Raw genomic sequence first — 27000 nt, forward strand, 5'->3', positions numbered from 1 at the left:
GGGGCCTGCCCGCGTCCACCCGTCCGACACCCCGATCCGGAAGGGGGGCTCCGGGCTCGACCGGGGTGCCGGTCCGAGCCAGGGCGCCGTTCCTCAGCCGGGGTGCCGATCCTCCGCGGGCCGGCGTGTCGAGGGGTGGGTGTGGGCGGCTTGCAGGAGCTCGGCGGCGCCCCGGACCGCTGCTGTGTGCGGGGCCGGGACCACGCGCAGCGGCACGTGGAGCCGCCCGGTGAGGTGACAGGTGAGCTCGGGGCGCAGGGCGCCTCCGCCGGCCAGGAGGACACCGCGGTGCAGGGCGTCGACGGTGAGCGAGGTGCGGTCCTGGCGGAGCATCGCGGTCAGCATCGAGGCCACCGCCTCGGCGATCTGCTCGGGCGTGGCCGTCTCGTCCAGATCGCCGGTGCCCAGGGCCGTGCGGCGCGCGTCGGTGATGGCGCCGTCGCACAGCAGGACCACCTCGGTGAGGTGGGCGCCGATGTCCACCACCATCAGCGGACGGGACAGGTCCGCGCCGACCGCCAGGGCGATGGCCCGGGCGCTGGGCACCGTCAGGACGCTGCGGGGCCGCAGCACGTCGACCGCGGCGCGGGCCCGGGTGCGGTACGCGAGGCCGTCCAGGACGGGAGCGGCGACGATGACGACGGGACGGGTGAAGCGGGGCAGACGATGGCGGAGCAGGCGCCGCAACATCCGGGCGCACCCCGGGATGTCGATGATGGTGCCGCGCTGGATGGGGGACACCGTGCCGGTGCCGGAACAGGTCACGGTGGGCACGTCCACCACCACGCCCTCACCGGCGATCCAGGCGCGGGTACGGGCGCTGCCCATGTCCAGGGCGATCCCGCAGCAGAATCGGCACATAGGCCAGGGCCGGTGTGAGGCGGCGGCCTGTGAGGGGGATGTGCCGGTCATGGGACGGCCTCCTTGACCTGCTGGCAGCGGGCGCAGTAGCGGGCCTGCGGCACGATCATCAGCCGTTGCCGGTCGATGGGGCGCCGGCACAGGTGGCAGGTGCCGTACGAGCCGTCATCCATGCGCTTCAAAGCCGCCTCGACGTCCGCGAGCACCATGCGGGCGGAGGCGGTGAGCTTGATGTGAACCTCGATCTGGGAGGCGGCCTGCTGCCGGAGCCGGTCCTCGGCGCGGGAGGTGACCGGTCCGGCGAGCCGGCACAGCTGCTCCTGGCGGAAGAGGCGCTGCTCGTGCAGGTTCTCGCGCAGGGCGGCGAGGTCGTCGGCCGACAGCGGTGCCGTGCTCTGGCCGATGGTCTGGTGGTTCACCACTTCACCCCCTTCGAGGGCAGGGCGCGGGAGATCGGAACGAACCGGTCAGGTGGCGCGGCGTTGGCAGGCGACGCAGAAACGGGTGTAGGGGAGGATCTCCAGCCGTTCCGCCGGGATGGGCTTGGCGCAGCCCAGGCAGGTGCCGTAGGTGCCGTTGTCGATGCGCGCGAAGGCTTCCTCGATCTCTTTCAGGGCTCGCTCCATCGCGGTCTTCTGCTCGGACAGCAGGTAGTCGTCCGAGGTCTGTCCGGTCTCCTTGAGGGCCTGCAACTGCGCCAGCCGGGAGCTGCGGGCGTGTTCCAGGCGCTGTCGCGCCTCATACGGGTGGGGTTCGGCCCCGGTGACATCGAGTGACATGGGAAATCCCTTTCTCGAGGATGTACGGCACGCATGGCGTCGCGCGGTCGTGTGCCGCACGGCGATCTGCCCGGCGGCGATGCCGGAGCCGACCGCCGGCCGGTCCGCGCCTTCCACCCTGGCCGGGTGGGCGGCGGATACCCATCGGGCGCGGGCCCCATTTACGGCGGGCCACGGGATGCACACAGCGGCGCCGTCGGTGGTGCGCAGGCCCGGAAATGGGGTCCGCCCCCCATCGACGGGGCACGCGGGACGGGGCAGGCTGGCCCCAGACTCACTTCGATCACCCGGCACCGTGAACCCGGCGGGCCGCACAGGGGAGGTGAAGACAAGAAAGGGAGGCGTGAGGCCGGTGTCCTTGTTCTGGCGGATCTTCGCCCTCAACGCGGTCGTGCTGGGTACAGCCACGGCCCTGCTGCTGTGGGCTCCGGTGACCGTCTCCGTACCGGTTCTGCTCACCGAGGCGATCATCCTGGTCGCCGGTCTGGCCGTGATGCTGGTCGCCAACGCCGCACTCCTGCGGCTCGGCCTGGCCCCGCTGGACCGGCTCACCAAGCTGATGACCACGGTGGACCTGCTGCGCCCCGGCCAGCGCCTGCCCGCCTCCGGCGGTGGCGAGGTCGCCGAAGTGATCCGCACGTTCAACGCCATGCTCGAGCGGCTGGAACACGAAAGGGCCACCAGCAGTGCCCGGGCCCTGCTGGCTCAGGAGGCCGAACGCCGCCGTATCGCACAGGAACTCCACGACGAGGTCGGCCAGACCATGACCGCGATCCTGCTGGGACTCAAACGCGCCGCGGACGACGCACCGGCGCCGCTGCGCAAGGAGCTCCACGAGGTGCAGGAGATCACCCGGGAGAGCCTGGACGAGGTCCGCCGCCTGGTGCGCCGGCTGCGGCCCGGCGTGCTGGACGACCTGGGTCTGGTCAGCGCCCTGACCTCGCTCACCGAGGACTTCGCCACCCACACCGGGCTGCAGGTCACCCGCCGCTTCGACGCCGACCTGCCGGCCCTTGCGCCGGAGACCGAACTCGTCCTGTACCGCGTCGCCCAGGAGTCGCTCACCAACGTCGCCCGCCACGCCGACGCCGAGCGGGTCACCGTCGCCCTGCGTCACACCGACGACAGCCTGGTGCTGACGGTCACCGACGACGGCTCCGGCATCAAAGCTCCCCGCGAAGGCGCCGGCATCCGCGGCATGCGCGAGCGGGCCCTGCTCGTCGGAGGCAGCCTGGAGATCACCCCGGCACCCCGGACCGGCACCCGGGTCCAGCTCACCGCTCCCGTTTCCGGGAAGCAGCCCTGACGATGCCTGAGAAGACCACGCCCTCCGGGACGGGAACGAGCACGATCCGCATCCTGCTCGCCGACGACCACGCGCTGGTCCGCCGCGGTGTGCGGCTCATCCTCGACCAGGAACCGGACCTCGAAGTGGTCGCCGAGGCCGGCGACGGCGCCGAGGCCATCGAGCTCGCCCGCCCCCACGACGTCGACCTGGCCGTACTCGACATCGCCATGCCCCGCCTGACCGGACTGCAGGCCGCCCGCGAACTGGCCACCCTCAGACCGAGCCTGCGGATCCTGATGCTCACCATGCACGACAACGAGCAGTACTTCTTCCGGGCCCTGAAGGCAGGGGCCAGCGGGTATGTCCTGAAGTCCGTCGCCGACCGGGACCTGGTCGCCGCCTGCCGAGCCGCGATGCGCGACGAGCCCTTCCTGTATCCCGGCGCGGTCACCGCTCTGATCCGCAACTACCTCGACCGGGCCCGCCACGGCGAGGAAACCCCCGACCGGATCCTCACCCCTCGCGAGGAAGAGGTCCTGAAACTGGTGGCCGAGGGCCACTCGTCCAAGGAGATCGCCGACCTGCTGTTCATCAGCGTCAAGACGGTCCAGCGGCACCGCGCCAACCTGCTGCAGAAACTCGGCCTGCGTGACCGCCTGGAACTCACCCGCTACGCCATCCGCGCCGGCCTGATCGAACCCTGACCTCCCGGCACGACGACGGGGCCCGAGGGGTTCGGGCCCGCACCGCATACCACGACGAAAGGGGGGCGGTGCATGCACCACACCGCGCGCACCGCCCCCGGCACCAGCGGCGTCCGGCCCTTCGCCGCCGCGGTACTGGCGGCCGTCGTCCTGACGCTGCTGGCCGCACTCGGCCTCGCCGGGCCCGCGGCGACGGGCGGCCCGACGGCCGACGTGGCGCCGACAGCCGGCCACGACCGGCCCACGGTGCCGCGCGCCGACGACGGATGTGACACCGCCTGCACCGTCCGAGCGGCAACGCGCCAGGAGCCGCACCGCGAGCACCCTGCTCCGCGCTGCCACCTCGTCCCTTGCGCCCAGGGCACGGCCGTCGGCCCTCCCGCCCTGGCGCGGCTTTCGACGCGGACCAGGCACGCCCCCTCGGCCTCGGATCCCCACGCATCCCATGACCGCGGGCGGGCACCGCCTGACACCTCCGGCCCCTGACACCATCCCCTTCCCTCTCCTCGAAGCACCAGACCGCTCCCACGGTGGTCGTGGTGCGCCCGCCGGAGGCTTCCTGTGACCCGTTCCGCCCGGGTGAGAGCGCTGTTCGCCCTCGCCGTGATCGCCGTATCCCTGTTCATCGCCGTCACCGTGCCGGTCCGCCTCGGACTCGACCTGCGCGGTGGTACGCAGATCGTGCTGCAGACCCGCTCCACCCCCACCGCCACCGCCGACAGCGTGGCCACCGACCGCACCCTGGAGGTGCTGCGCGGCCGTATCGACGCGCTCGGCGTCGCCGAACCCACCCTCGTCCGCTCCGGCGACAACCGGATCATCGTCGAACTGCCCGGTGTGCAGGACCCGAAGAAGGCCGCCGACGTCCTGGGCCGTACCGCGCAGCTCGGCTTCCACCCGGTGCTCGGCACCGCCGACAGCGCCGACGACATCTCCCGCCCGCTGCCGAAGCGGCCCCGCGAACAGGTCCTGCCCGACGAGTCCGGCACACTGCTGCGCCTCGGGGCCGGGGCCCTGACCGGCGAGCATGTCAAGGAGGCCGCCGCCCGGTTCGACCAGCAGGGCGGCGGGGGGTGGCACGTCACCGTCGACTTCGAGGGCGCCGGCCGCGAGAGCTGGGCCCGGCTGACCGGTGAGGCCGCCTGTCACCCGGCGGGCGACCCGGCGCGGCGGGTGGCCATCGTCCTCGACGAGAAGGTCATCTCCTCGCCGCAGGTCGACCCCTCCGTCGCCTGCGGCACAGGCATCCGCGACGGCGCCACACAGATCACGGGTTCCTTCGGCCCGGAGGAAGCCCGCGAACTCTCCCTGCTCATCAACGGCGGTGCCCTGCCCGTGCCCGTCGAGACGCTGGAACAGCGCACCGTCGGCCCGACCCTCGGGGCGCAGGCCATCACCGCGAGCGCCTGGGCCGCGGCCATCGGCACCGCACTGACCGCGCTGTTCATCATCGTGATCTATCGGCTGATGGGCGTGCTGGCCGCCGTCGCCCTGGCCTGCTACGGCCTCGTCTCCTACGCCGCCCTGGCCGCACTCGGCGCCACCCTGACCCTGCCGGGCCTGGCCGGTTTCGTGCTGGCGGTCGGCATGGCGGTGGACGCCAACGTGCTGGTCTTCGAACGGACCCGCGAGGAGTACGCGGCCCGCCGCCGCCCCAGCCCCCGCTCGGCGCTGGCGGCGGGATTCCGCAACGCCTTCAGCGCGATCGCCGACTCCAACATCACCACCCTGATCGCGGCCGCTCTGCTGTTCTTCCTCGCCTCCGGGCCCGTGCGGGGCTTCGGCGTCACCCTCGGCATCGGCGTGCTCGCCTCCATGTTCAGCGCCCTGGTGATCACCCGCGTGCTCGCCGAGTACGCAACGAGCCGCCCCCGGGTACGCCGGCGCCCCCGCCTCACCGGCATCGCCGCCACGGGCGCCGTCCGCGACCGCATCACCCGCCGCAACCCCGACCTGATGCGCCACCCCCGCCGCTGGCTGGCCACCTCCGCCGCCGTGCTCGTCCTGGCCGCCGCGGGCATCGCGGTGCGCGGCGTCGACCTCGGCGTGGAGTTCACCGGTGGCCGCCTCATCGAGTACGCCACGACCACCCCCGTCGACGCCGACCGGGCCCGGACCGCGCTCGCCGACGCCGGATTCCCCCGCGCCGTCGTGCAGTCCTCCGGCGACACCGGCCTGACCGTGCGCACCGGTCCACTGACCAACGCGGAGGAGGCCGAGGTCACCGACGCCGTGCGCGACCTCACCGGAGGGGCGGACAAGGTCCGCGACGAGCTGATCGGCCCCAGCCTCGGCCAGGAGCTGCGCCGGGGCGCTCTGATCGCGCTCGCCGTGGCCCTCGGCGCGCAGCTCGTCTACCTCGCCGCGCGCTTCCGCTGGCTGTTCGGCACCGCCGCGGTCGCCGCCCTCGCCCACGACGTGGTCGTCCTCGTCGGCGTCTTCGCCTGGATCGGCAAGTCCCTCGACGGCGTATTCCTCGCGGCCCTGCTCACCGTCATCGGCTACTCGGTCAACGACTCCGTGGTTCTCTTCGACCGTGTCAGGGAACTGGCCCGCAAGGCCCCCAGGGCGCCGCTCCGCGGCATCGCCAACCAGGCGATCCTGCAGACCCTGCCCCGCACCGTGAACACCGGCATGGGTGCCGCCTTCATCCTCACCGCCCTCGCCGTGCTCGGCGGGTCCTCGCTCACCGACTTCGCCCTGGCGCTCCTCATCGGCCTGGCCGTCGGTACGTACTCGTCCGTCTTCACCGCCGCTCCAGTGGCCGTGGAACTCCACCGACGCGGCGACCGCACCAGCCCACGCCGCCGGCCCTGACCCGACCGGTTCCGGCCAGTCCGGGGACCCTGGCGCCCATGGCTGCCGCGCGCCCGGCCCCCGGCCGGCCGGCGTCCTCCTCACCCTCCGGACGTCCGCCCGGCGCCCTAAGTCGCCTGTGCCAGGGATCTCCTGGGCCCCCTCGACCCCGCGCGGCCAAGCCCCGGGGGCCGTTTCATTACCGGGCGCTGACCGGTCGTACACCGGGCGGACAACGGGGGCCGCGGCGCGGAGAGTTCGCGGTTACCGGTGCAAGAGCGGTGCTCGCCAGACTGAATTCCGCAGATCGCATATCGCACAGTGCGCGAAGCGTTCCGGAACCACGGCCGGACGTAGATTCCCCGGACGTGAATCGCTGAGGAGGAAGAATGACGACGACCGACAGCGCGATCGCTGCGGTGCTCGACGAGGTGAAGTCCCTGGCCGACCGGTTCCGGGAATCCGGTGCGCAGGCCGAGGAGCGACGCTGGATTCCGGACGAGAACATCGAGCTGCTGGAAAAGGCCGGCGTGTTCCGGCTGAATGTCCCGGCCCGTTTCGGCGGTCTCGAGGCCCCCGTCGCCGACCAGGTCAAGGTGCTCAGCGAGATCGCCCGCGCCGACACCGCCACCGGCTGGGTCGCCATGATCTGGCTGTCCAGCTCCTGGGTGCCGAGCCTCTTCCCGGACGCCGCCCAGAAGGAGGTGTACGCCGAGGGCTCGCTGCGGGTCTCCACCGGCTTCACCCCGAGCGGCACCCTCACCGCCGAGGACGGCGGCTACTCCCTCAGCGGCAGCTGGAAGTGGATGTCCGGCTCCCGCGGCGCCCACTACGCCCTGCTCGCCGCCCTGCTGACCGGCCCCGACGGCACCCCGGTCCCGCACGCCGCCCTGGTCCCGTTCTCCGAGCTGGAGATCGCCGACGACTGGCACGCCTCCGCCGCCGCCGGCACCGGCAGCTCCACCGTCTCCGCCACGGACGTCAAGGTCCCGGCGCACCGCGTGGTCAGCCTCCTCGACGTGCTCGCCGGCACCACCGGCGACCGCTCCAACACCGGCGCCACCGGCCGCAACTACGCCTTCGTGCCGTTCTTCATGGCCCAGGGCGCCTCCGCCTACCTCGGCATCGCCCGCGGCGCCTACGAGCTGTTCCTCGAGCGGCTCCCCGGACGCGGCATCACGTACACCTCCTGGACCGACCAGAGCCAGTCCCCGGTCACCCAGATCCAGGTGGCCACCGCCGCCAACAAGATCGCCGCCGCCGAGGCGCTGCAGGAGACCTGGCTGCGGCTGCTCCAGGAGCACGCCGACGCCGGCACCTCGCCGTCCGTCGAGGAGCGCGCCGCGGTCCGCGGCAAGGCGGGCTTCGCGATCCAGCTCGCCAAGGAGGCCGTCGACGAGCTGTTCGAGGCCAGCGGCGCGTCCGTGATCATGAAGGACGTCCCCTTCCAGCGGTACCACCGCGACCTGCGCGGTCTCGCGCTGCACGCGCTGTTCGCCTTCAACACCAACCAGGAGGTGCACGGCCGGGCCATCCTCGGCCTCGCGCCGGACACCCCGTTCCTCTGATCACGCGATCCGACCCACGCGGCGGATCGACGGGATCCGATCCACAGGGCGCAGGGGTCACCGGGCGTCACGACCGTCCGGTGGCCCCTGCGCCCTTCCCAGCCACCAGCACTTCCTCCGCCCAGCAAGGGAGGCGAAGCCATGTCAGCGTCAGACATCCTCGTCATCGGCAGCACCGGAAAGACCGGACGCCGCGTCGTCCAGGCCCTGCGCGAGCGCGGCGCGTCGGTACGGCCCGCCGGCCGCTCCGCCGACGTCCGGTTCGACTGGGACGACGACCACACCTGGGAACCGGCCCTCACCGGCGCCCGCGCGGCGTACATCGTCGACCGCCAGGACCAGCCCGGCGAATGGGACGCCGAAGCCCAGATCCGCGCCCTGGCCAAGCGCGCGGTCGACTGCGGCGTGGAGCGCCTGGTCCTGCTCCAGGCCCGCACCACGGGTCTCGTGGGCGGCAAGAACCTCAGCGCCGGCGAGCGCGGCGTACGCGAGTCCGGCGCGCAGTGGACCGTCCTGCGGCCCAACTGGTTCTTCCAGAACTTCGACGAGGGCGTCCTGCTGGACGCCGTCCGCGCCGGTGAGCTGCGGCTGCCCGCCGGGGACGGCCGCGAGCCGTTCGTGGACGCCGGCGACGTCGCCGAGGTCGCCGCCGCGGCCCTGCTCGAGGACGGGCACGACGGGCAGGTCTACGAGCTGAGCGGCGCCCGCGCCCTCACCCTGGCGGAGGCCGCCGAGGAGATCTCCCGGGCCGCCGGACGCACCGTCGTCTACACGCCCGTTGCCCACGAGGACTACGTCGCGGAGCTGGTCTCCTACGACGTGTCCGCCGACTACGCCCGCTTCGTCGCCGACCTCGTGGGGCAGATCCGCGACGGCCTCAACTCCGAGCCGACGGACACCGTCGAGCGCGTCCTGGGCCGCCCGGCCCGCGACTTCACCGAGTTCGCCCGGCAGGCCGCGGCCGCCGGCGCCTGGGCCGTCTAGGCCGCCTTTTCGTACCGCCGTCACGCCGGATTCGCCGTGGCGACACACCGGGTTCCCCGGCGGTGAGTCGGTGACTTCAAAGTGCCTTCTTCACCCGGGGCGACCCATAGGGCACGCTGAGATCAACGGGTGAGAATTCACCCGGTTTCTGCGATTAATTTTCCGAGGTGCCGTGATGGCTGCTGTGAAGGTGAGTTCGTTCTCTGAAATCGAGAGCGCCTTCATGACCTACATTCAGGACATCGTGTACTGCACGATGATCACCGTCGACAAGAAGGCGCGTCCCCGGGCGCGTGTTCTGCTGCCCATCTGGGAAACGGTGGACGGTAAACCGGTCGGCTGGCTCGCCGCCTACAAGACCCCGGTCAAGGTGGCACACCTGGCGAACAACCCCCACACCACGTACTCGTACTGGAACCCCCGGCAGAACGCCGTCTTCATCGACAGCGTCTCCACCTGGGTCGACGACCCGGAGACCAAGAAGTACGCGTGGGACCTGTACGTCAAGGGCAGCCCGGCCGGCGTCGGTTACAACCCGCGCAACTTCTGGCACCTGGGCCCGGCCGACCCGAAGTACCACGTACTGCGGATCGACCCCTGGCGCGTCCAGGTGCTGCGGGGATCGGACCTGAGCAGCCGCATCTGGACGGACGAGTCACACCGCTGAGCCGTACGGCGGCACGGGCCCGGCCCGGGACAGGGAACCGGTCGGTCGGCGAACCGGTTCCCGACCCCGGGCCGGGCCCGCACCCGCTCCTCCCGGCACGCACCGCACACCGGGGCGTTCGTCCGTTGCCGGACCCCATGTGCCTTACGCCCGGGTGTCCGTGCCGGACCCCATGTGTTGTACGGCCGGGTGTCCGTGCCGGACCCCACACGCTCTACGCCGGGATGTCCCGCCCGGGCCGATAGCCCTCGCCGTCCAGGTTCCTCGTGGTCGGCCCCTGGCTCCGCCACCGCTGCGGACGCGGACCCCGCCGCAACGACCGGGCCCCACCGGACCTGTCCCACGCCTCCTCGGCCGGCGAGCCGTCGGAGGCCTGCTCCGAGACCTCGCCCGCCCCCTCGGCCGGCGCCCCCTCGGAGCCCTCGCCGGTCTCGTCCGCCGTCTCCTCGGCTCGCGTTCCCCCGGAGACTCCGGCGGCCCCCTCCGGCACCCCACCGGCAAGCGCCCCCTCGGAGAGCCCGCCGGTCCCGACCGGCGCCCCCGCGTGCCCGGAGTCCTCGCTCAGCTCGCGCTCCGCCGCCTCCAGGTGGTCCATTGCGCGCCCCGCCGCGCGCTCGGCCGCGAAGGTGTGCGCGCCGAGAGCCTCGCGGGCGCGGGCCGACACGCGCCGTACGTCGGTCTGTTCGGCCGGGGGCAGCGGCGCGCCGGAGCGCTCCCGGGTCGCCTCCGCCGTACCGAGCAGCCGGGCCGCGCGGGCCGGGCGGCCCGCCAGCGCGTGGGCGCCGGCCAGGCCCTCCAGGGCGAGGGCCACGGCCCGCGGGTCCTCGGACGCCACCGCGGCGGTCAGCCCGTCGCGGTGCCGCGCCAGGGCCTCCTCCGCGTCGCCCCGCAGCTCCGCGCAGAACCCCAGCTCGGCCAGGATCAGGGCGAGCCCGTTGTTCGCGCCGCGGCTGCGGTTCCACGCCAGCCACGGCCACAGGTGGCCCTCCGCCGCGTCCAGGTCGCCGCGGCGCCGTGCGCCCAGCGCGAGCCCCAGCTCGGCCATCTGCTCGGCGGGCCGGTTGCCCTGCTCGCCGGCCAGCCGCATCGCCCGCCGGTGGAACTCGTCCGCCTCCTCGTACCGCCCGGACAGCAGCGCGATCCGGCCGAGCCCCGACAACTGCCGTGACGCCTCCGGCCACAGCTCCAGGGACTCCGCCATCCGCAGCCCCTCCCGGTGCAGCTGCGCCGCCCGCTCGTACGCGGCGACGATCTCGGCGTGCACGGCCAGCGCCTGCGCCGCCTTCAACTCTCCCCAGGCGTCACCGAGCTGGACGAACTGGGCGCGCGCCTCCAGCGCGTCGTCGTGCAGACTGTCCAGGTCGCCCCGGGTCATCGCCAACGCGGCCCGGCTGCTGAGCGCCGCCGCCACGCCCCACGCGTCGCGCAGCGCCCGGAAGTCGGCCAGCGCCTCGTTGACCTGCCGCTCGGCCGGCGCGAGCGCGCCCACGTCCCACAGCGCGTGCCCGACGAACCACTTGGCGCGGGCGAGCCCCACCGAGCGGACCACGGGGGCTTCCTGGCCGGGCACCCGGCAGTGCTGCTCCGGGTTGATCTGGCCGAGCAGCAGCCGGATGCCCTGGCACCAGGTCGCGGCCTCGGCCGCCACCGGGCCGAGCGACGACTCCCGCGGTGCCTCGGCGTCCGACGGCTCCCCGGTCGCCGGCCCGGGGCCGGGCGGGAGCGCCGCCAGCTCCAGGGCCGACGACAGGGACCGGTGCGCGTCGTTGAGCCGGCCCATCAGGATCCAGAACCAGGCCAGCGCGTTCACCAGCCGCAGGGCGGGCTCCGCCGACCGGGACGCGCGCAGTTCCTGGAGGCTCCGCCGGAAGTTGCCGCTCTCCGCCGACAGCCGCTGCAGCCAGCGGTGCTGCTCGGGGCCGTCCAGGCGGGTACGGGCGCGCTCGGCCAGCGCGACGTAGTGGAGGGCGTGCCGCCGGGCGACGTCGGCCGCCTCTCCCGACTCGGTCAGCCGGGCCTGCGCGTACGCCCACACCGACTCCAGCAACTGGTAACGGGCGCCGGCCGCGGCGTCGTTGCGCACCACCAGTGACCGGTCCACCAGCCGGGCCAGGATGTCGACGACGTCGTCGGCGGACACCTCGCCGCCGGCGCACACCTGCTCCGCGGCGTCCAGCGTGCACCCGTCGACGTGCACGGACAGCCGGCGCAGCACGGTCTGCTCCTCCGGCGTGAGCAGGCTCCAGCTCCACTCGATGGTGGCCTGGAGGGTCTGCTGGCGGTGCGGGGCGCCCCGGTAGCCGGAGTTCAGCACCCGGAACCGGTCGTCGAGCCGTTCCAGCAACTGGTGGATGCCGAGCGCCCTGACCCGGGTGGCGGCCAGCTCCAGCGCCAGCGGGATCCCGTCGAGGCGGCGGCAGACCGCGGCGATGGCGGGCGCCGTGCGGGCGTCCACGACGAACGAGGGGTCGGCGGAGCGGGCCCGCTCGACGAACAGCCGTACGGCGCTCGACTCCCGCAGCGCGTCCGGGTCGGTGGAGTCCGGCAGTTCCAGCGGCGGTACGGGCCACACCGTCTCGCCCTGGACCCGCAGCGGCTCCTGACTCGTCGCCAGGATCCTTACCCCGGGCGCCTGTTCCATGAGCCGACGTGCCAGCATCGCGACGTCGTCGACGACGTGCTCGCAGTTGTCCAGGACGAGCAGCATCCTGCGGGACGCGGCGTACTCCTCCAGCCGCCGGTCCGAGCGGCAGCCGTCGCTGATGCCGGCCTCGGTGACGTCGGAGCTGTCGCGGACGTCGAGCGCCTCCAGCACCTGCTGGGACAGGCACGACAGCCCGTCGGACCGGTCGTCGGGCCCGAGCCCGGTGAGTTCCACCAGCCAGACCCCGTCCGCGAACTCCCCGACGAGCCCGGCCGCCGCCGCGACGGCGAGCCGGGTCTTGCCGACGCCGCCCGGGCCGGTCAGTGTGACCAGCCGGTGCCGGTCGAGCAGCCGCTGGGCCTCGGCCACGGCCTCCTCCCGCCCGACCAGCTCGTGCGTGACGTCGGGCAGGTTGGTGCGGGCCCGTGCCGAGGAACCGCGCTCCGGCGGGGCGGCGGCGCCGTCGAGCGCCGGATCCTGGCGCAGAATCGCCTGTTGCAGTCCGTTGATGGCCTGCCCGGGCGCCAGTCCCAGCTCCTCGGCGAGATGGCGGCGCAGATCGGTGTAGCTGTCGAGCGCCTCCGACGACCGTCCCACCTGGTAGAGCGCGCGCATATGCGCCATGCGCAGCCGTTCGCGCAGCGGGTGGGCGGCCACCAGGGCCGTCAACTCGCCGACCAGCACGCCGTGTTCACCGAGGTCGAGGCGCGCCTCCATGTGCTCCTCGATCGCGGTCAGCCGTTCCTCCTCCAGTCCGGCGACGGTCGTCCGGACGAAGGGTTCGTCGGCGAAGTCCGCGAACACCGGCCCCCGCCACAGCGCCAGCGCGTCCGCGAGGGCCGCCGCCCTGGCCCGCGGCTCCTGGAGGGTGCGGGAGTGCGCCACCAGGGCCCGGAACCGCCCCACGTCGACGGTGTCCGGTGCGACGCGCAGCAGATAGCCGGGAGCGCGGTATTCGACCAGGTCGCGGGCCCCCTCCTCGGCGTCCTCCAGGACGCGCCGCAGCTGGGAGACCTTCGCCTGTAACGACGCCGTCGGGTTGGCCGGTGGCGTGCCCGCCCACAGTGCCTCGATCAGACGGGAGGTGGGAACCACCCGCCCGTGGTCGGCGATCAGACAGGCCAACAGAGTCCGGACCTTGACCTCTGGGACACGAACCGGCCTCCCCGTCACCGTGCGTACTTCCAGTGGGCCCAGCACCCCGAATCGCATGACGTCACATTAACGCGCAGGTCAGACCCCCAGCCCGAATGTCGGCTATCTCACGCGGAAGTAGGGGGGTGACCGACGTATTACGGCCACCATCCGGTCGGTCGGCCGGGCCCCAGGGCCCTGTTCACCGCCGGGTAACTCCGAACCCATCGCACGCACGGCGGACGCGGAGATCCGGGCGTGATCGGAGCATGGTCGAAAGGGGAAGCGGCGCGGTTACGGTCGGGGCTCGGGTGGCCGAATGACACGTTGACACCGACCCGCGTGTTCCGACGCAACACGCGATGGCCCGCGTACGCGACCAAGGGAGAACAGACGTGAGCAGGTCCGCGCCCGTGGGCGCCTTCGAGGACTCCACGGAACTCATCCGCCGCGCCTTCGTGGTCGCACTGCACGAAGGCCTGACCACGGTGGCGCCCCCGTGGGCGACGCGGGAGGGCGGGACCGCGGGGCCCCGGCCCGCACCGCCCGAGCCCCATGTGGCCCTCCTGGGCGCCCACCGCGAGGTGATCCTGGCCGATCTGGCCGGCGAGCTGCCGCACGCGCTGGCGGCGACCGGTCACCCGGACGCGGACCGGGCCCGCCGGTCCCTCCTTGACTGGGCCCGCACCCTGTTCCCGATCACCCAGTCCGCCCCGCCCCACCGCAGTCACCCGTCCGGCCCCGCGGTCCCGGCGTCCCGTATGCGGCTCACCGTCGCGACCCTCCTCCTGGAGTGCGCCGCCCGCCGCCTCCCCGACGTCCCGGCCCGCGCCCTGGCCCTGCAGACCCTGGGCCGCGCGGCCCGCGGCGCCGGCCCGGCGGGCAGATGAGCCGGAAGTCACCTTCCGCACCCGCCCTTCGGGCCGCCGCCGACGGGCCGTCAGGGACCACGGCACTTCCTCAGCCCAGCAGCTCCACCTCCGCCAGCACCCCCTCCTCACCCAGCACCAGCCGGTAGTGCGCGTACCGGCCCGGTGACGTCACGGAGAACACCCGGGTCTGGCGGTCCCAGCGGAAGGACTCCGCCTCCCGTTCGTCCAGGGTCCGCCAGGTCGTGCCGTCGGCCGAGCCCTGGAGGGTCCAGGAGGCCGGGGCGAGGTCGCGGTCGGCGGGGGAGGTCAGGGTGTACTGCACGGCCTTGGCGCGGCCCTCGACGGGGAGTTCGACCGTCGTGACGGCCGCCTCGGTCGCCGAGGTGTCGTCGAAGAGCGGGCCGTCGCCCCGCACCACGTCCGCGCGCGGCACCGGCACCTCGTCGTCCTGCGTGATCGACACGGGCGCCGCGTGCCTGCCCGTGCCCCAGTCCGACGGCCTCGGCCCCATGTCGAACTCGATCACGCCGCCCCGGGCGAGCAGCCGGTGGGGCAGCGCCGTGGAGTGCCAGGGACGGCCGTTGACCCTCACACCCTGGACGTAGACGTTCCGCGCGCTGTTGCGCGGCGCCTCGACCACCAGGTCCGCGCCGTTCTCCAGATGCACCGTCGCCTTGGTGAACAGCGGTGAGCCGATGGCGTACTCGCCGCTGCCCATGACCAGCGGATAGAAGCCGAGGGCCGAGAAGAGGTACCAGGCGGACTGCTCGCCGTTGTCCTCGTCGCCGTGGTAGCCCTGGCCGATCTCGCTGCCGACGTAGAGCCGGGACAGCACCTCCCGCACCTTCTCCTGGGTCTTCCAGGGCTGCCCCGCAGCGTCGTACATGTAGATCGCGTGATGGGCCACCTGGTTGGAGTGGCCGTACATGCCCATCCGGACGTCCCGCGCCTCCGTCATCTCGTGGATGACCCCGCCGTACGACCCCGCGAACTCGGGTGACGCGGTCTCCGGGGTGGCGAAGTACTCGTCCAGCTTCTCGGCGAGGCCCGCCCGGCCGCCGTACAGATTGGCCAGGCCCCGGCTGTCCTGCGGGGCGGTGAAGGCGTAGCCCCAGCCGTTGGTCTCGGTGTAGTCGTGGCCCCACACGCGCGGGTCGTACGACTCGGAGGGCACCCGCCAGTCGCCCTTCGCGTCCCGGCCCTGGAAGAAACCGGCCTTCGCGTCGAAGAGGCTGACGTAGTCGCGGGCGCGGTCGAGGAAGTACGCGGACTCCTCCCGGTAGCGGCGCTCGCCGGTCTCCCGGTACAGCGCCCGGCCCATCCTGGCGATGCCGTAGTCGTTGAGATAGCCCTCCAGCGCCCAGGACAGGCCCTCGTGGGTGTCGGTGGAGGTGTAGCCGAGGAACGGCGAGGTGGCCATGCCCTTGCGGCCGACGCCCGAGGACGGCGGCACCACCGTCGCGTTCTTCAGGGCGGCCTCGTACGCGGTCTCCGCGTCGAAGTCCACGCCCTTGACGTACGCGTCGGCGAAGGCCACGTCCGAGGAGGTGCCGGTCATCAGGTCGGCGTAGCCGGGGGAGGACCAGCGGGAGGTCCAGCCGCCGTCCTTGTAGTGCTGCACGAACCCGTCGACCAGCTCACCCGCCTTGGACGGGGTCAGCAGCGCGTACGCCGGCCAGGTCGTCCGGTAGGTGTCCCAGAAGCCGTTGTTGACGTACACCTTCCCCTCGACGATCTTCGCGCCGGTGTGGGTGGGCGTGTCGGGACCCGGCATGGGGGAGAAGGGCGAGGCGTACTTGTACGTCGAACCGACCTTCTCGTGGCCGGAGTTGGGGTACAGGTACAGGCGGTACAGGCTGGAGTAGAGCGTGGTCAGCTGGTCCGGGGTGGCGCCCTCCACCTCGACCTTCCCGAGCAGCCGGTCCCACTGGCGCTGGGCGCGTGCCTTCACCTCCTCGAAGGTCGTGCCGTCCGGGATCTCCTGGCGCAGGTTGTCCTTCGCCTGGTCGACGCTGATGAGGGAGGTGGCCAGCCGCAGGGTCACCGTGCGGTCGGCGCCCGCGTCGAAGCGCAGATAGCCCTTGCCGCCACGGGAGGCGGCGTCCGTGACCGGCTTGTCGAAGACGCCGTACACGAAGAGGCGGGTCGCGCCGGTGGACAGGCCCGACTTCACGTCGGAGTAGCCCGTGACCGTGCCGGCGGCCGGGTCGAGGGTCAGGCCCGCCTGGTCCGTCACGTTGTCGAAGACCACGCTCGCGTCGTCGCCGGGGTAGGTGAAGCGCAGTACCGCCGCGTGGTCCGTCGGGGTCATCTCGGCCTCGAGGCCGTTCTCGAACCGTACGCCGTAGTAGTGCGGGCGGGCGGTCTCGTTCTCGTGCCGGAAGGGCAGCGCGCGGGCCGTGCGGCCGGTGTCGGGGGTGCCGGCGGCCGCGGACGGCATCACCTGGAAGGTCTGCCGGTCGCCCATCCACGGGCTCGGCTCGTGGCTCGCGCTGAACGCCTGCAGCATGGGCAGGTTGTCCGCGTTGTTCGCCCGCGCGTAGTCGTACAGCCAGCTCAGCGAGGACGCGTTGGTGACCGGCGTCCAGAAGTTGAAGCCGTGCGGCACGGCGGTCGCCGGGAAGGTGTTGCCGCGCGAGAAGCCGCCGCTGGAGTGGGTGCCGCGCGTGGTGACCGCGTAGTCCGACAGATGCGCCCGGGGCTTCTCGGGCGGCGCGACGTCCAGGGTCACGTCGTCCACCCAGCCGCGGAACCGCGCCGGGCCCTTCGGCGCGTCGTACGCCACCAGGATCCGGTCCACGGTCTTCCCGGCCGCCACCGAACCGATCCGCGCCACCACGTTGTTCCACTGGTTGACGTAGAGCACCTCGGCCGCCCCCTGCCCCCGCGGGGAGAGCCGGAAGCCGTGCTGGTCGGTGGCGCCCAGGTCGCTGAGGTAGGTGCCGTCCGTGAAGGCCAGGTCGACGGAGACGTGCGTGGCCGCGTAGTCGAGGTCGCCGTCGGCCATCTGCGGGAACACCCGGTAGGCCAGCCGGGTGTCGCGGTCGACGGCCACGTCGACGTCGACGACCTTGTTGTACGCGTAGCCCCGCCCGTCCGCGGTGTGCCGGCCGGCGTAACGCAGGGCGTGCCTGCCGGTGAACCCGGCGCCCGCCTTGGCGGTGGGGGAGCCGCTGGGGCCGCGGTCGACCAGGGTCAGCATGTCCTCGGGGACCGGTCCGGCGGAGCCGCCGGTGGAGAACCGCACGTCGGCGAGCTGGAGCAGACCCGCGCCGTGGTTGTCGGTGATGTCCAGCCGGAAGTGCCGGAACTCGGCGGGTTCGGCCAGGTCGTACGTCTTCGTCTGGAAACGCCCGGTGAAGGACTCGCCGGTGCGGGTGTCCAGGGTCTTCCAGTCCTTGCCGTCCGTGGAGCCCTTCAGGGTCCAGTCGGCCGGGTCGCGTTCGGCGGCGTCGTTGGCGGAGGTGAGCGCGTACGTCGCGAGTCGCACCGGCTCGTCCAGGTCGAACTCGACCCAGCCGGTGGGCTCGAAAACCAGCCACTTGGTGGTCGGTTCCCCGTCGGTGAGGTTCTCCTTCACCTCGCCCGCGCCGCTGTTCTCCCCGCTGGCCCGCACCTCGGTGACGCGTTCGGTGACCTCGCCCGGGAGGCCGGTGGGGTAGCCGCCGTCGACGCCCGAGACCCGCCGGGTGCCGTCCGGGGCGGTCTCGGCGGTGTTCAGCCAGTCGGGTGCCGGGTCCCCCGCCTCGAAGGAGGAGGCGAACGAGCGGGCGGCCGTCTCGGGCGCGGCGGGCAGGGCTACCGCCACGCCCGGTGAACCCACGGCCAAAGCGAAGGCGGTCGCCGAGACGACCGCCGTACTCCATCCGTGCCGACCTGTGCGCCGGCCTCTGTGCCGATATCCGTGTCGCATACCTGAGCACCCTCCCTGCACCTTGGGACAACGTTGTCACCTTCGCGGCGCAAGGATCAGTAGTGACTCAAGTGGTCAAGGCTGTCAAGGGTGTTGGCTGCGCCATTCGGGCACGCCGACCCGGATTTTTCCGGCGGGCGCGCCGCCGCCGGCGGATATTTCCGCGAGGTCTCAACTCGGAAAAGACAAACCGCGAACCTTGCATTCGATCTTGCTCCCCTGGCGGGAAGTGGACTATACCTGTCGGCGATTCACACGATCCGCACTTCCTTGTACGACTCCGTGCACGACTCCTTGTACGACCTGAACGACCCTGCTTGACCCCACCGCGGTGCCGGGGAGGATCCGGTTCACCGCCTGAGTCCTGGAAGAAGGCGAGGACTTGAGCATGGGATCCACTTCCGCCGAGAACGGCGCCGGGAACGGTGCCGAGAACACCTCCGCGCACCCCGGAACCGCCGGCGTCGGCCGCCGCGCGCTGATCAAGCGGTCCGCCGCGCTCGGACTGGTCTCCGTACCCGCCATGGGTTTCCTGTCCGCCTGCGCCAGCGGCGGCGGGGGCGGGGAATCGAACGACGACACCCAGGGCGAGACGTCCAAGGACAACCCCTTCGGCGTCAAGAAGGGCAGCAAGCTCGACGTCGTCATCTTCAAGGGCGGCTACGGCGACGACTACGCCAAGGCCTGGGAGGCGTCCTTCCAGAAGAAGTGGGGCGTGACCTCCACCCACACCGGCACCCAGGAGATCACCGGAAAGCTCCAGCCGCGCTTCAACGCCGGCAACCCGCCGGACATCGTGGACAACTCCGGCGCCCAGAAGATCAAGATCGACGTCCTCTACAAGAACGGCCAGCTCCTCGACCTCGCCGAGGTCCTGGACGCGCCCAGCGTCGACGACCCGTCGAAGAAGGTCCGCGACACCGTCATCCCCGGCACCCTCGACCCGGGCCTCCAGGAGGGCAAGGTCGTCGCCCTCAACTACATCTACACGGTGTGGGGCCTGTGGTACTCCGGCAAGCTCTTCAAGGAGAAGGGCTGGGAGGTGCCCAAGACCTGGGACGACTTCCTCGCCATCTGCAAGGACGCCAAGTCCCAGGGCATCGGCGGCCTCGCCCACCAGGGCAAGTACCCGTACTACATCAACGTCGCCATCATGGACCTGATCGCCAAGAAGGGCGGCCTGGACGCCATGAAGGCGATCGACAACCTCGACCCCAAGGCGTTCGTCGGCTCCGACGCCGCGCAGGCCGCCGTCGAGGCCGTCTACGAGGTCGTCGAGAAGGGCTATCTGATGCCCGGCACGAACGGCCTGGACCACACCGAGTCCCAGACCCGCTGGAACCAGTACAAGGCCGCCTTCATCACCTCCGGCTCCTGGCTGGAGAACGAGCAGCTGAAGCAGACGCCGCCGGACTTCGACATGAAGTTCCTGCCGATGCCGCCGCTGGAGGGCAGCGTGATGCCGTTCGAGGCGATCCGGGCCGGCTCCGGCGAGCCCTTCATCATCCCGGCCAAGGCCAAGAACCTGCCCGCGGCCAAGGAGTTCATGCGGATGATGCTCTCCCGCGAGTGGTCCACCCTGTTCGCCAAGGAGGCGAACTCGCTGACCATCCTCAAGGACGGCGTCGACCCGAGCGTGCGGCTGCGGCCGGGCACGCAGTCCACTGTCGAGGCGTCCAAGGCGGCCGGTGACAACACCTTCCGGTTCCTCTACACCGAGTGGTACAGCGAGATGGACACCGCCATCCAGAACGCCTCCAACGAGCTGATGGCGCGGCGGATTCAGCCGAAGGAGTGGCTGAAGCGGGCCCAGGCGGCGGTGGACAAGGCCGCGAAGGATCCGGCGTCCAAGAAGAATCGGCGGGAATAGGTCTTTTCCGGGTGCCCCGTAGGGGTGCGGTGATCTGCGGCCTGCCGGTTCGTCGTGGCTGGTCGCGCGGTTCCCCGCGCCCCTTTGGGTCGGGACAGTGGGGCAGGTTTCATGCGTAAGGGGCAGTACCGGTTCGTCGCGGGATTTCTCCTCGTCCCCGTGGCGCTTTATCTGATCTTCGTCATCTGGCCGTACATCCAGACGTTCGGCTATTCGCTGACCGACTGGAAGGGCCAGTCGCAGACCTTCAGCTTTGTCGGACTGGACAACTACAAGGCGCTGCTCCAGGACGACATCTTCATGGGAGCCATCTGGCACAACATCCTGTTCCTGGTGTTCATCCCGGTGATCACCATTCTGCTCGCGCTGTTCTTCGCCTTCATGCTCAACGCGGGCGGCCGCGGCCGGGCCGGCGGGGTGGCCGGAGTCGCCGGGTCCCGGTTCTACAAGGTCGTCTACTTCTTCCCGCAGGTGCTGTCGCTGGCGATCCTCGCCGTGCTGTTCCGCGCGGTCTACCGCAGCGACGGCGGCGGCATGCTGAACGGCGCGCTGGTCAAGCTCGGCCTGGTCGACGCCGACCGGCCGGTGGAGTGGCTGAACGAACCGGACTTCGTCCTCTGGGCGCTGATCCTGGTCGTCGTCTGGCACGGCGTGGGCTTCTACCTGGTGCTGTTCTCCGCCGCCATGCAATCCATCCCTAGGGACATCTACGAGGCCGCGCTCATCGACGGCGCCGGCCGCGCCCAGTCCTTCTTCCGCATCACCCTGCCGCTGCTGTGGGACTCCGTGCAGACGGCCTGGGTCTATCTCGGCATCGCGGCGATGGACATGTTCATCCTCGTCTCCACCATGACCTCCGGCGAGTTCGGCGGCGGCCCCGACCACCACAGCGAGGTCATGGCGACCGTGATGATGCGCAACTTCCTCTACTACGGCAAGAGCGGCTACGCCTGCGCCATGGGCGTGATCATGCTGCTGTTGACCCTGATCGTGTCGGTGGTCATGCTGCGCGCCACCCGCCGCGAGCGCATCGAGTTCTGAGCGGGAGAGATGACATGAGCGCACCCCTGAAGGAAACCGTGCCGGTCCCCGCCGAGCCGGCCGTGGAGAAGGTCCCGCAGCGGGCGGGCGAGCGACGCGGCGAGGGCGTCACCCTGAACGCCTTCTCGCACGGCTTCCTCGCCCTGTGGGCCCTGATGATCGTCCTGCCGCTGCTGTGGCTGGTCCTCAGCTCCTTCAAGACCGACGCCCAGATCGCCGGCTCGGCCTTCGGCTGGCCGGAGAACTGGACCTTCGACGTCTTCACCCGGGCCTGGGAGAAGGGCATCGGCGACTACTTCCTCAACACCGTCGTCGTGCTCGCCTTCTCGGTGCCGCTGACGATGCTGTTCGGCTCCATGGCCGCGTACGTGCTGGCCCGCTACCAGTTCTGGGGCAACCGCTTCCTCTACTACTTCTTCGTCGCGGGCGCGATGTTCCCGGTCTTCCTGGCCCTGGTCCCGCTGTTCTTCATGGTCAAACGGCTGGACATGCTCAACACCTACCAGGGCCTGGTCCTGGTGTACGTCGCCTACTCCATGCCGTTCACCGTCTTCTTCATGCACGCCTTCTTCCGGACCCTGCCGACGGCGGTGTTCGAGGCGTCGATCCTGGACGGGGCCTCGCACACCCGGACGTTCTTCCAGGTCATGCTGCCGATGGCCAAGCCCGGCCTGATCAGCGTGGGCATCTTCAACACGCTCGGCCAGTGGAACCAGTTCATCCTGCCGACGGTGCTGATGCAGCCGCAGAGCGGCGACGACCCCGAGCGCTATGTGCTCACCCAGGGTCTGATCCAGCTCCAGCAGCAGCAGGGATACGCCTCCGACCTGCCCGTGCTCTTCGCGGGCGTCACCATCGCCATGATCCCGATGCTGGTGGTCTATCTGTCCTTCCAGCGCCAGGTGCAGGCGGGCCTGACCTCGGCGACGCTGAAGTAGCCGCCGCGACCTGCGCCGTAGCGCTCCGCGAGCGCCCGTGTGCGCGCCGTTCCCGGTTCCGGGGGCGGCGCGCACGTATGTGTGCCTGCTCCCGGAAACTGTTCAACCTCTTGACGGGAGGTGCCCCGGACGGCTCAGCTTAGAGTTCACTAGTTGGACATAGACGGGGCCTCATCGATGCGGTCCCGCGCGCAGGAGGTCGTCGTGGAGACTCCGGGGTCGCAGTCGTCGCTGCACCGAGCCAACCTGGAGCGGGTCGTACGAGCCGTGCGGCTGGCGGGATCCCTCACCCAGGCGGAGATCGCGAGGACCACGGGCCTGTCCGCGGCGACCGTCTCGAACATCGTCCGGGAGTTGAAGGACGGCGGGACCGTCGAGGTCACGCCCACCTCCGCGGGCGGCCGGCGGGCGCGCAGCGTCAGTCTGAGCGGGGACGCCGGCATCGTGATCGGCGTGGACTTCGGCCACACCCATCTGCGGGTCGCGGTGGGCAACCTCGCCCATCAGGTGCTGGCCGAGGAGTCCGAGCCGCTGGATGTGGACGCCTCCGCCGCGCAGGGCTTCGACCGGGCGGAAGAGCTGGTCAACCGGCTGATCGCGGCCACGGGAGTGGACCGTACGAAGATCGCCGGGGTGGGGCTCGGTGTGCCCGGCCCGATCGACGTGGAGTCCGGCCAGCTCGGCTCGACCGCCATCCTGCCCGGCTGGACCGGGGCCAAGCCCGCCGAGGAGCTGCGGGGGCGGCTCGGCGTGCCGGTGCACGTGGACAACGACGCCAACCTGGGCGCGCTCGGCGAGCTGGTCTGGGGCAGCGGCAAGGGCGTGCGGGACCTGGCGTACATCAAGGTCTCCAGCGGTGTCGGCGCGGGCCTGGTGATCGACGGGAAGATCTACCGGGGTCCCGGCGGCACAGCGGGTGAAATCGGACATATTACACTTGATGAATCCGGCCCCGTCTGCCGCTGCGGAAACCGGGGCTGCCTGGAGACCTTCGCGGCCGCGCGCTATGTGCTGCCGCTGCTCCAGTCCAGTCACGGCACGGATCTGACCATGGAGGGCGTCGTCCGGCTGGCGCGGGACGGAGACCCGGGCTGCCGTCGGGTGATCGCCGACGTCGGCCGCCACATCGGCAGTGGAGTCGCCAACCTCTGCAACCTTCTGAACCCGAGCCGGGTCGTCCTCGGCGGTGATCTCGCCGAGGCCGGAGAGCTGGTTCTCGGGCCGATCAGGGAGTCCGTCGGCCGCTACGCGATCCCCAGCGCGGCGCGCCAACTGTCCGTTCTTCCCGGGGCACTTGGGGGCCGCGCGGAGGTGCTCGGGGCACTCGCCCTCGCGCTCAGCGAGATGGGTGACTCGACCCTTTTGGACGGAAGCGTGTCGGGGGCACTTCCCGCCACCACCCCTGCCTTCACTTAGAGAACGGATGGCACCGTTGCCAACCCGTTAAGGATTTACTTCTTGACGTCGCACGTGTGGCCGAGTTGACTTCCAGCCACCTCGGCCGCAACGACGCGGCCTCGTCAGGGAGGTTTCTGAAGTGAACACGCGTATGCGTCGTGCCGCCGTAGCCATCGCCTCGGGTGCGATGGCGATCTCTCTCGCCGCCTGTGGCAGCGCTGAGGAGGCCGGTGGCGGCAACGACTCGACCGGCTCGGCCCCCGCCAAGGGCGACGACATCAAGATCGGTCTGCTCCTGCCGGAGAACAAGACCGCGCGGTACGAGAAGTTCGACCGGCCCCTGATCGAGAAGAAGATCAAGGAGCTGACGGACAACAAGGCGACCGTCGAGTACAACAACGCCCGGCAGGACGCCAACCTCCAGGCCCAGCAGGTCGACACGATGATCACCAACAAGGTGGACGTGCTGATCCTGGACGCCGTGGACGCCAAGGCGATCAAGAACTCCGTCCAGAAGGCCGTCGACGCCGGCATCAAGGTCGTGGCGTACGACCGCCTCGCCGAGGGCCCGATCAGCGCCTACACCTCGTTCGACAACGTCCAGGTCGGCAAGACCCAGGGCGAGGCCCTGCTGGAGGAGCTCGGCGACAAGGCCAAGGACGGCCAGATCGTCATGATGAACGGCTCCGTCACCGACCCGAACGCCGCCCAGTTCAAGGAGGGCGCGCACTCCGTCCTCGACGGCAAGGTGAAGATCGGCAAGGAGTACGACACCAAGGAGTGGTCGCCGGACAACGCCAACGCCAACATGGAGGCGGCGATCTCGGCGCTCGGCAAGAAGAACATCGTCGGTGTCTACTCCGCCAACGACGGCATGGCCGGCGGCATCATCACCGCCCTGAAGGCCGCCGGCATCAAGGCCCCGGTCACCGGCCAGGACGCCGAGCTGGCCGCCGTGCAGCGCATCGTCGCCGGTGAGCAGTTCATGAGCGTCTACAAGCCGTACGCGCCGGAGGCCGAGGCCGCCGCCGAGATGGCCGTCGCGCTCGCCAAGGGCGAGGACCTGAGCGCCATCGCCAAGGACAAGGTCTCCAGCGACAGCGCCAAGGATGTCCCGTCCGTGCTGGTCGACGTCACCTCGCTGACCCAGGAGAACATCAAGGACACCGTCGTCAAGGACGGCGTCTACACGGTCGACGAGATCTGCACCGCCAAGTACAAGGCGGCCTGCGAGAAGATCGGCCTCAACTAAAGCGGATCCGGTCCCGCGGGAGTCCGCAGCCGCGACTCCCGCACGGACGGCCGCGCCACCGAAGGCTCCGCCGGCGCCCCGCGTCATCAAAGCCCCGCAAGCTCGTGCGGGGCGCCGGTCGGAACATCCGGGGCCGGAGAGCGCTCTCCCGGCCCACCCCCCAAACTTCTGCACAACCTCCCGCCGGGTCAGGCGGCGAAGGAGATGGTTCACGTGTCCGCTACGCCCGTGCTGGCGTTGCGCGGGGTCTCCAAGCGGTTCGGTGCCGTCCAGGCGCTCACCGACGTAGAGCTCGAGATCCACGCCGGTGAGGTGGTCGCCCTCGTCGGCGACAACGGCGCCGGAAAGTCCACGCTGGTCAAGACGATCGCCGGCGTGCACCCCATCGATGAGGGCGTCATCGAATGGGAAGGCAAGCCCGTAACGATCAACAAGCCGCACGACGCCCAGGCCCTGGGCATCGCGACCGTCTACCAGGACCTCGCGCTGTGCGACAACATCGACGTCGTCGGCAACCTCTTCCTCGGCCGTGAGCTGAGGAAGTGGGGCGTCCTCGACGAGGTCGAGATGGAGCGCCGCTCCCGCGAACTGCTGAAGACCCTGTCGATCCGCATCCCCAGCGTCCGGATCCCGATCGCCTCGCTCTCCGGCGGCCAGCGCCAGACCGTGGCCATCGCCCGCTCGATGCTCGGCGAGCCCAAGCTGGTCATCCTCGACGAGCCCACCGCCGCCCTCGGCGTGGAGCAGACCGCCCAGGTCCTCGACCTGGTCGAGCGGCTGCGGGAGCGCGGCCACGCCGTCATCCTGATCAGCCACAACATGGCCGACGTCAAGGCCGTCGCCGACAAGGTGGCGGTCCTGCGCCTCGGCCGCAACAACGGCGTCTTCGAGGTCAAGACGACCTCGCAGGAGGAGATCATCTCCGCCATCACCGGCGCCACCGACAACGCCGTGACCCGCCGTGCGGCACGCACCACCGGGGAGGTTTCCAAGTGAGCACCGACAAGACCTCCACCGCGGCCACCAAGGACGAGCACGTCGTGGAGAACCCCGAGGCGGCCGCCGACGCGGTCACCGCGGTCGACCCCCGCCTCCTCGTCCGCGAGGAGGGCCTGCTCGGCTACTGGACCGAGTTCAAGCGCAAGATGCGCGCCGGCGAGCTGGGCTCCATCCCGGTCATCCTCGGCCTGGTCATCATCTGCGCCATCTTCCAGAGCCTGAACTCGGCGTTCCTCTCGGCGCAGAACATCAGTGACATCACCGTCACGATGGTCGGCACCGGCATGATCTCCGTCGGTATCGTCTTCGTGCTGCTGCTCGGCGAGATCGACCTGTCCGTCGGCTCGGTCAGCGGCGCGGCCAGCGCCATCGCGGCCGTCCTCGCGGTCAACCAGGGCTGGCCCGAGTGGATCGCCGTGCTGTTCGCCGTCGCCGCGGGCGCGGCCATCGGCGCGGCCCACGGCTTCTTCTTCGCCGTGCTCGGTGCCCCCGCCTTCGCGGTCACCCTGGCCGGTCTGCTCTTCTGGCTGGGCTTCATGCTCCAGACACTGGGCGAGAACGGCACGATCAACCTCGACAGCGACGGCTTCATCGGCAAGCTGACCACGTACTTCTTCACCGACATCGCCGCCGCGTACGGCCTGGCGGCCGTGGTGACCGCGGTCTTCTTCATCACCTCGTTCCTGGGCAACCGGCGCCGCGAGGCCGCGGGCATCCCGTCCCGGCCGCTGAACGAGACGATCCTGCGGACCGCGCTGCTCGCGGTGATCTCCTTCGCCGCGGCGTTCATGTACAACCAGTACAAGGGCCTGCCGCTGGCCACGGTGATCTTCCTGGTGTTCCTGGTGGCGACGGACTTCGTGCTGCGCCGCACCACCTACGGCCGCAAGGTGTTCGCCCTCGGCGGCAGCGTCGAGGCCTCCCGGCGCGCCGGTATCAACGTCACCGCGGTCCGGATCTCGGTCTTCGCGATCTCCGGCGGCTTCGCCGCGATCGGCGGCCTCTTCCTGGCCTCCAAGATCGCCTCGGCGAACCAGAGCGCCGGTACCGGTGACCTGCTGATGAACGCGATCGCCGCGGCGGTCATCGGCGGTACGTCGCTGTTCGGCGGCCGGGGCCGCACCTGGAACGCCCTGCTGGGTGTCCTGGTGATCGTCTCCATCCAGTACGGACTCCAGCTGGAGTCCATCGCCGAGCCGGTGAAGTACATGATCACCGCGGGTGTGCTGCTCACCACGGTGGTGATCGACTCGATCACGCGCAAGACGCAGAAGACGGCGGGCCGCGCGTAG

Annotated in this window: 20 protein-coding genes; 15 read left to right on the forward strand and 5 right to left on the reverse strand. The window is 71.1% G+C overall.

The features are described 5' to 3' along the window. Positions 1–93 precede the first annotated feature (93 nt). The 3 genes from ACIG0D_RS24850 to ACIG0D_RS24860 are packed head-to-tail and all read right to left on the reverse strand — an operon-like array spanning position 94 to position 1640. Complete coding sequence (locus ACIG0D_RS24850) at positions 94–912, reverse strand: rod shape-determining protein (protein WP_399804777.1); 819 nt, start codon at positions 910–912, stop codon at positions 94–96. Then, a complete protein-coding gene (locus ACIG0D_RS24855) occupies positions 909–1283 on the reverse strand; it encodes a TraR/DksA family transcriptional regulator (protein WP_399804779.1) in 375 nt (124 codons plus the stop codon). The genes ACIG0D_RS24850 and ACIG0D_RS24855 overlap by 4 nt, the downstream gene beginning before the upstream one ends. A gap of 45 nt (positions 1284–1328) precedes the next feature. After that, positions 1329–1640 (reverse strand): TraR/DksA C4-type zinc finger protein, encoded by a 312-nt coding sequence (locus tag ACIG0D_RS24860; protein ID WP_399804782.1) that lies wholly within the window; start codon positions 1638–1640, stop codon positions 1329–1331. A gap of 352 nt (positions 1641–1992) precedes the next feature. Here ACIG0D_RS24860 and ACIG0D_RS24865 point away from each other — a divergent pair, with 352 nt between their 5' ends. From ACIG0D_RS24865 to ACIG0D_RS24895, 7 genes are all read left to right on the forward strand, one after another. Beyond that, positions 1993–2946, forward strand: coding sequence for a sensor histidine kinase (locus ACIG0D_RS24865; RefSeq protein ID WP_399804784.1), 954 nt, complete (start codon positions 1993–1995; stop codon positions 2944–2946). Positions 2947–2948: 2 nt separating this feature from the next. Continuing rightward, positions 2949–3632, forward strand: a complete 684-nt coding sequence (locus ACIG0D_RS24870) for a response regulator (protein WP_399804787.1) — start codon at positions 2949–2951, stop codon at positions 3630–3632. Positions 3633–3704: 72 nt separating this feature from the next. Next, positions 3705–4118, forward strand: coding sequence for a hypothetical protein (locus tag ACIG0D_RS24875; RefSeq protein WP_399804789.1), 414 nt, complete (start codon positions 3705–3707; stop codon positions 4116–4118). A 75-nt stretch (positions 4119–4193) separates the two neighbouring features. Continuing rightward, positions 4194–6449, forward strand: coding sequence for a protein translocase subunit SecD (gene secD, locus ACIG0D_RS24880; RefSeq protein ID WP_399804792.1), 2256 nt, complete (start codon positions 4194–4196; stop codon positions 6447–6449). A 368-nt stretch (positions 6450–6817) separates the two neighbouring features. Further along, positions 6818–7996, forward strand: a complete 1179-nt coding sequence (locus ACIG0D_RS24885; RefSeq protein ID WP_399804795.1) for an acyl-CoA dehydrogenase family protein — start codon at positions 6818–6820, stop codon at positions 7994–7996. 141 nt (positions 7997–8137) lie between these two features. Beyond that, entirely contained in the window at positions 8138–8980 is an 843-nt protein-coding gene (locus tag ACIG0D_RS24890) for an NAD(P)H-binding protein (protein ID WP_399804797.1), read from the forward strand. Positions 8981–9203: 223 nt separating this feature from the next. Beyond that, positions 9204–9647, forward strand: coding sequence for a pyridoxamine 5'-phosphate oxidase family protein (locus tag ACIG0D_RS24895; protein ID WP_399804800.1), 444 nt, complete (start codon positions 9204–9206; stop codon positions 9645–9647). Between the two features lie 214 nt (positions 9648–9861). On the opposite strand, the gene ACIG0D_RS24900 is transcribed toward ACIG0D_RS24895, so the two are convergent. Continuing rightward, positions 9862–13503 carry a BTAD domain-containing putative transcriptional regulator gene (locus ACIG0D_RS24900; RefSeq protein ID WP_399804803.1) on the reverse strand — a complete coding sequence of 1214 codons (3642 nt, stop codon included), beginning with the start codon at positions 13501–13503 and terminating at the stop codon, positions 9862–9864. 317 nt (positions 13504–13820) lie between these two features. On the opposite strand from ACIG0D_RS24900, the gene ACIG0D_RS24905 reads away from it, so the two are divergent. Then, positions 13821–14315 (forward strand): hypothetical protein, encoded by a 495-nt coding sequence (locus tag ACIG0D_RS24905; RefSeq protein WP_399804805.1) that lies wholly within the window; start codon positions 13821–13823, stop codon positions 14313–14315. 70 nt (positions 14316–14385) lie between these two features. On the opposite strand, the gene ACIG0D_RS24910 is transcribed toward ACIG0D_RS24905, so the two are convergent. Continuing rightward, on the reverse strand, positions 14386–18210 hold the full coding sequence (locus ACIG0D_RS24910; RefSeq protein ID WP_399804808.1) for a GH92 family glycosyl hydrolase: 3825 nt from the start codon (positions 18208–18210) through the stop codon (positions 14386–14388). A gap of 388 nt (positions 18211–18598) precedes the next feature. Here ACIG0D_RS24910 and ngcE point away from each other — a divergent pair, with 388 nt between their 5' ends. The 7 genes from ngcE (at position 18599) to ACIG0D_RS24945 (ending at position 27000) form a co-directional block, all read left to right on the forward strand. Beyond that, positions 18599–20080 carry an N-acetylglucosamine/diacetylchitobiose ABC transporter substrate-binding protein gene (ngcE, locus tag ACIG0D_RS24915; RefSeq protein WP_399804811.1) on the forward strand — a complete coding sequence of 494 codons (1482 nt, stop codon included), beginning with the start codon at positions 18599–18601 and terminating at the stop codon, positions 20078–20080. A 111-nt stretch (positions 20081–20191) separates the two neighbouring features. Next, positions 20192–21121 carry a sugar ABC transporter permease gene (locus ACIG0D_RS24920; protein ID WP_365765595.1) on the forward strand — a complete coding sequence of 310 codons (930 nt, stop codon included), beginning with the start codon at positions 20192–20194 and terminating at the stop codon, positions 21119–21121. 14 nt (positions 21122–21135) lie between these two features. After that, positions 21136–22059: a carbohydrate ABC transporter permease gene (locus ACIG0D_RS24925; protein WP_399804814.1), complete on the forward strand. Its 924-nt coding sequence runs from the start codon at positions 21136–21138 to the stop codon at positions 22057–22059. Positions 22060–22263: 204 nt separating this feature from the next. After that, positions 22264–23475, forward strand: coding sequence for an ROK family protein (locus ACIG0D_RS24930; RefSeq protein ID WP_399805272.1), 1212 nt, complete (start codon positions 22264–22266; stop codon positions 23473–23475). A 133-nt stretch (positions 23476–23608) separates the two neighbouring features. Next, the gene (locus tag ACIG0D_RS24935) at positions 23609–24709 is read left to right on the forward strand and encodes a sugar ABC transporter substrate-binding protein (RefSeq protein WP_399805274.1); all 1101 of its coding nucleotides are present in this window, start codon (positions 23609–23611) and stop codon (positions 24707–24709) included. Positions 24710–24913: 204 nt separating this feature from the next. Next, the gene (locus ACIG0D_RS24940; protein ID WP_365765599.1) at positions 24914–25705 is read left to right on the forward strand and encodes an ATP-binding cassette domain-containing protein; all 792 of its coding nucleotides are present in this window, start codon (positions 24914–24916) and stop codon (positions 25703–25705) included. Then, positions 25702–27000, forward strand: a complete 1299-nt coding sequence (locus ACIG0D_RS24945) for a sugar ABC transporter permease (protein ID WP_399804818.1) — start codon at positions 25702–25704, stop codon at positions 26998–27000. The genes ACIG0D_RS24940 and ACIG0D_RS24945 overlap by 4 nt, the downstream gene beginning before the upstream one ends.

The sequence above is a fragment of the Streptomyces sp. NPDC052773 genome (assembly GCF_044547145.1).
Classification (GTDB): Bacteria; Actinomycetota; Actinomycetes; order Streptomycetales; family Streptomycetaceae; genus Streptomyces.

Coding starts and splice junctions, on each gene's coding strand:
- ACIG0D_RS24850 (WP_399804777.1), bottom strand. CDS start 912: ATGACCGGCACATCCCCCTCACAGGCCGCCGCCTCACACCGGCCCTGG.
- ACIG0D_RS24860 (WP_399804782.1), bottom strand. CDS start 1,640: ATGTCACTCGATGTCACCGGGGCCGAACCCCACCCGTATGAGGCGCGA.
- ACIG0D_RS24870 (WP_399804787.1), top strand. CDS start 2,949: ATGCCTGAGAAGACCACGCCCTCCGGGACGGGAACGAGCACGATCCGC.
- ACIG0D_RS24875 (WP_399804789.1), top strand. CDS start 3,705: ATGCACCACACCGCGCGCACCGCCCCCGGCACCAGCGGCGTCCGGCCC.
- ACIG0D_RS24885 (WP_399804795.1), top strand. CDS start 6,818: ATGACGACGACCGACAGCGCGATCGCTGCGGTGCTCGACGAGGTGAAG.
- ACIG0D_RS24890 (WP_399804797.1), top strand. CDS start 8,138: ATGTCAGCGTCAGACATCCTCGTCATCGGCAGCACCGGAAAGACCGGA.
- ACIG0D_RS24895 (WP_399804800.1), top strand. CDS start 9,204: ATGACCTACATTCAGGACATCGTGTACTGCACGATGATCACCGTCGAC.
- ACIG0D_RS24900 (WP_399804803.1), bottom strand. CDS start 13,503: ATGCGATTCGGGGTGCTGGGCCCACTGGAAGTACGCACGGTGACGGGG.
- ACIG0D_RS24910 (WP_399804808.1), bottom strand. CDS start 18,210: ATGCGACACGGATATCGGCACAGAGGCCGGCGCACAGGTCGGCACGGA.
- ngcE (WP_399804811.1), top strand. CDS start 18,599: ATGGGATCCACTTCCGCCGAGAACGGCGCCGGGAACGGTGCCGAGAAC.
- ACIG0D_RS24920 (WP_365765595.1), top strand. CDS start 20,192: ATGCGTAAGGGGCAGTACCGGTTCGTCGCGGGATTTCTCCTCGTCCCC.
- ACIG0D_RS24925 (WP_399804814.1), top strand. CDS start 21,136: ATGAGCGCACCCCTGAAGGAAACCGTGCCGGTCCCCGCCGAGCCGGCC.
- ACIG0D_RS24935 (WP_399805274.1), top strand. CDS start 23,609: ATGCGTCGTGCCGCCGTAGCCATCGCCTCGGGTGCGATGGCGATCTCT.
- ACIG0D_RS24940 (WP_365765599.1), top strand. CDS start 24,914: ATGGTTCACGTGTCCGCTACGCCCGTGCTGGCGTTGCGCGGGGTCTCC.